3 protein-coding genes and 2 pseudogenes are annotated in these 3,975 nt (G+C 63.4%); all 5 read left to right on the top strand.

Annotated features, from left to right (window positions below):
- Positions 1–215 (top strand): annotated as a pseudogene (locus HMPREF3086_RS19200) (recombinase family protein); the annotation flags it as partial.
- 183 nt (positions 216–398) lie between these two features.
- Positions 399–1,172, top strand: coding sequence for a hypothetical protein (locus HMPREF3086_RS00465; protein WP_246830829.1), 774 nt, complete (start codon positions 399–401; stop codon positions 1,170–1,172).
- Between the two features lie 328 nt (positions 1,173–1,500).
- Positions 1,501–2,011, top strand: a pseudogene (locus HMPREF3086_RS19825) (restriction endonuclease); the annotation flags it as partial.
- 72 nt (positions 2,012–2,083) lie between these two features.
- Positions 2,084–2,692 (top strand): hypothetical protein, encoded by a 609-nt coding sequence (locus HMPREF3086_RS00460; protein WP_141763930.1) that lies wholly within the window; start codon positions 2,084–2,086, stop codon positions 2,690–2,692.
- 8 nt (positions 2,693–2,700) lie between these two features.
- Positions 2,701–3,672: an exonuclease domain-containing protein gene (locus HMPREF3086_RS00455; protein WP_070719683.1), complete on the top strand. Its 972-nt coding sequence runs from the start codon at positions 2,701–2,703 to the stop codon at positions 3,670–3,672.
- The last annotated feature ends 303 nt before the right edge of the window (positions 3,673–3,975 follow it).

Here is a 3,975-nt window from a genome sequence, read left to right as displayed (position 1 = left end):
TCAACGCCGGCATCGCCGCGGCGAAGCAGAGCGGCACTCGGTTCGGCCGGCCCCCTGTTGATCCCGCAGTGATCGCCGAGAAGCTCGAGATCGCCCAAGACGCCCGAAAAAAGGGCCGGACCGCCGCCGAAGCAGCCAGTCTGGTCGGCTGGTCCCGAGCCACGCTATACCGCCACCAGCAGGCAGCTCGCAACCGGCAGGTACTCCCCCACTGACGATGAAGCGAGCACCACTGGGCTCTAGACCCTAAGAAATGCACGTGCCACAGAACGTTCGTGGCCTTTTGAACCAGGAGGAAGCCCAAGCTGAGCGATGCCCCGCTGCCGTGTACCCCAGCGACACGGTCGGATGGTCAGAGGGATGACCCCGTTGTCGGAGGGCGGCCATATCGTTGGGGCATGACTAAGAAGAAGCCCTACGAAGTGCCGGCGGCCGGAATCGAGTACAACGAATTCGTCGGATCGCTGGGTCCATATGGGAACGGCAACCCAGTGAATACCGAACTGCACGTGCGGTACGGAATCCGAGGCGGCCACTACTACGACTGGGCTATCAAGCTGATAGCCCGGAAGGGCGACGTCGACTCACTTCGCACCACAGGCGAGCGCCCGGTGCGGTACGTGATGGACGCCTTCTCGATCGAGCAAGGAGCCGTCGTGCACCGAGTACGCACCGGCCCCAGTCCGGAAGACTTCGAGACCACCGTAGTCAGGCGACTCTTCGCGGGCGACGGGCCTGTGGTGGACGCGGGCTACAACTTCTTTCTAGGGCAGCTCGCGAAACAGTGGGATGCGCGGCACGAGACACGAGACCCGCACGCGGTCGCAACGTTCGGATTTGCGCAGCACAACCGCGACGCGGAGTTCCGCGACGTCAAGTACCCATGGGTGCGCAACACCGTGGCATGTATCGACGACGATCCAGCTGACGACGTCGTGACCGAGCGCATGAAGCACTACTTCCCTGACGGCGGGACCGTGGCGGTGCACTGCCGGTCGGACGGACGGATGAAGTTCCTGAAGGTCGGTGCGGGAGCTGCGCCCGACAGTTCGAGTGATTCGACTACCGTGGACGAGGAGACGATGACTGCGACGGGGCACACGTCAATGGGCATGATGGTCGACGCGATCTACTGCGCAGAAGACTGGATCGACGACGAGCTGCTTCCCTAAGCCCCTCTGGGCAACCATTTGACTCCCTCGCATGCGAACCTGCGCACCGTGACGGGGAGTTAAATGTTCGACATCCTCGAACAGCTTTCAGTAGTGCCCGAGCACGTCAACGCGCCCCTGGCTGGAAAGGCCTCGCCTCAAGTAAGGTCGTTACTCGATCGCGACTCCTGGCTACCTCCGTAGCGGTAACGCCGAGCACCCCGATCGTGTCGACCTGCCGGCGCTCGAGCAGTTCGAGCCTTTCCGCGCGTTCCGTGACCGAGCCCGGAACCGAGACGGCAAGAAGACACCGCAACCTCCGGTCGACCTGGACGAAACGACTGCCACCCCGCAAGACCTCATCGACGCCGCGGTCCTGGAGAACCAGGCCACTCTGGAAATCGAACTCCTCGACAGAGCGCTCACCCTTTCCCCTCCGGGTTCGAAGACCTCGTGATCCGCCTGCTGGAGAAAATGGGCTACGGCAGGGCCGGCAACGTTGAGCGCACCAGCGCCAGCGGAGACGCCGGCGTCGACGGCATCATCAGCCAAGGCCCCCTCGGACTGGACCGCATCTACGTCCAAGCCAAGCGCTACGCCCTCGACCGCACGTCGACCGCCCACGCATCCACGAATTCGCCGGCACCCTCCTGGGCAAACAAGGCGATCGAGGCGTCTTCATCACCACCTCGTCGTTCACCCGCGGAGCCCTACTGGAAGCCGAGCGAATCAACGCCCGCATCGAACTCATCGACGGCGCTCGCCTGCCCCGCCTCCTGGTCCAGTACGGCGTCGGAGTCCAGGAATTGCACACCGTGGTGCTACACCGCATCGACGAAGACTTCTTCGAAGAAATTTAGAAACCCGCCACCGCGGATACCCTGAGCGGTAAATTTTCATGTGAACACCCCTCCGAAACTGCAAGGGGAAGCATGAAATACCTACCGCCCGTGGCGTGCGTCGAACTGTCGGCAGATCGCTTCTACATCTGCCTCATCGACGTCAACGGCGCCGCCGACTTGCCCCGCCAGCTCGGCGGCTGGACGGTTGAACGCAACGACCGTGAGCTACTCCAGAGGCTTCTTTCGGGCCGGCTCGTCGTCAAGACGACGGACGCCCCGATGCCCGAAGTGGACCAAGCAGAAATCACCGGCTACTTCACCGTGGACGATACTCTCAGCAAAGTTGAGGCCGAGATCACCCAGCTGAAGAACCGGTTCACTGCGGTTCTCGAATCGCCTGAGCGGCAGGGACTGGGCGCCCTGACCGAACCACGCTGGCCCGACCTGGCATCGCTCACCACCCGGACCCCCAACCCGCAGGCCTCACGGGAAGGCCAAGGGCGCGCAGCTTTCACCCTCGGAGTCACCGTCAAGGACCTGGCAACCGGGTGGGGCAAGCTGGAATCGATTCGCCTCACCGCGGCCTACCCACTGCCTCGAGACCCAGGATTGCCGAAGAGTCATCCTCGCCAGTTCAGGTACTACTTGAACGACGATTCCAGTTTGGTTGCTCGCCCTATGCCGGTGGGTGACCGATGAGCTCCGAGATGACCTTCGTCGCCTTCGACACCGAAACTGCCAACTCCAGCCGTGCTAGCATCTGCTCGCTTGGCGCGACAGTGGTCACTAACGGCGTCGTCACCGACGAACGAAGCTGGATGATCCGTCCCCCCGAGGGGCACGACGAGTTCTTTGCCCGCAATGTCTCCATCCACGGCATCACCCCGGAGATGGTCCAGCACAAGCCCCGGTTCGGTGAACTGTGGCCCGAAATCTCGCAGTACCTCGAAGGGCACACCGTCGTGGCGCACAACGCCTCCTTCGACACCAGCGTGGTGCGCTACGCATGCGAGACCTCTGGCCACCCATGGCCGGAGTGGACCTACGGATGCACACTCGTCATGGCCCGGCAAGCATTGGACCTGGTGTCCTACCGACTGCCGATAGTGGCCTCTCACCTGGGCGTACCGCTTGAGCGCCACCACGATGCCGCGGCAGATGCCCGCGCCTGCGCCGGTGTCCTGCTCGCCCTCGCCGACCGCAACGAGTGCGCAGACCTGACGCACCTGACCGCCGCGCTGACGGTGAACCTCGGTCGTCTCTTTGCCGGCGGCTGGGACCCATGCAGGCAGGCTCGCGCTGTCCGCTCCCCCAGTCACTCTGCTCGCGGCCCATTAGCCATTCCAGAGGCGTCCATCGACGCCGATCCCGAGCATCCCCTCTACGGTCAGGTTGTGGTCTTCACTGGAGGCTTGGGCAGCATGACCAGGCAAGACGCCTGTGACGCGGTCGCACGCGTCGGAGCCACACCCGCCAAAGGATTGACGCGGAAAACCACCGTGTTGGTGATCGGCGATGGTTTCCGCGGCGACGACCTCGCGGAATTTCAGACCGGCAAAGCCCGCAAAGCCCTCGAACTGCGGGCCAAGGGACAGCCGATCGAAGTCGTGACCGAGGACGAACTGCTAGAACTCCTGACCATCGAGCGCAACACCACCGCACCAGTTCGGACCGTATGACCAGGACCTGCCTGGCTTGACCACGCGGGCGCAGCCACGCGTTCCCTACGGGGCTCCGGCCTGCGCGTGGAAGTGCGATAATGTCGGATTACGTCAAACCCACAGGGTAGAAGCCTCGAAGCAGACTCGGCGCCCATGTCGCGTGCAGGCCACTGGACCACTAGTTGTACAAGATGTACTATTGGTGGCATGGTCACCACGACGCTTAGCAACTTCCGCGCTCATCAGAGCGAGCTACTCGATGCCGCGCAGCGGGCGCCGGTGGAGATCCTTAGCCGGGGCAGCCGTCGTCGCGCCGTTGTC

It is taken from the genome of Dietzia sp. HMSC21D01 (genome assembly GCF_001815995.1).
Taxonomy (GTDB): Bacteria; Actinomycetota; Actinomycetes; order Mycobacteriales; family Mycobacteriaceae; genus Dietzia; species Dietzia cinnamea.
This window is presented reverse-complemented; position numbering and strand designations above follow the sequence as displayed.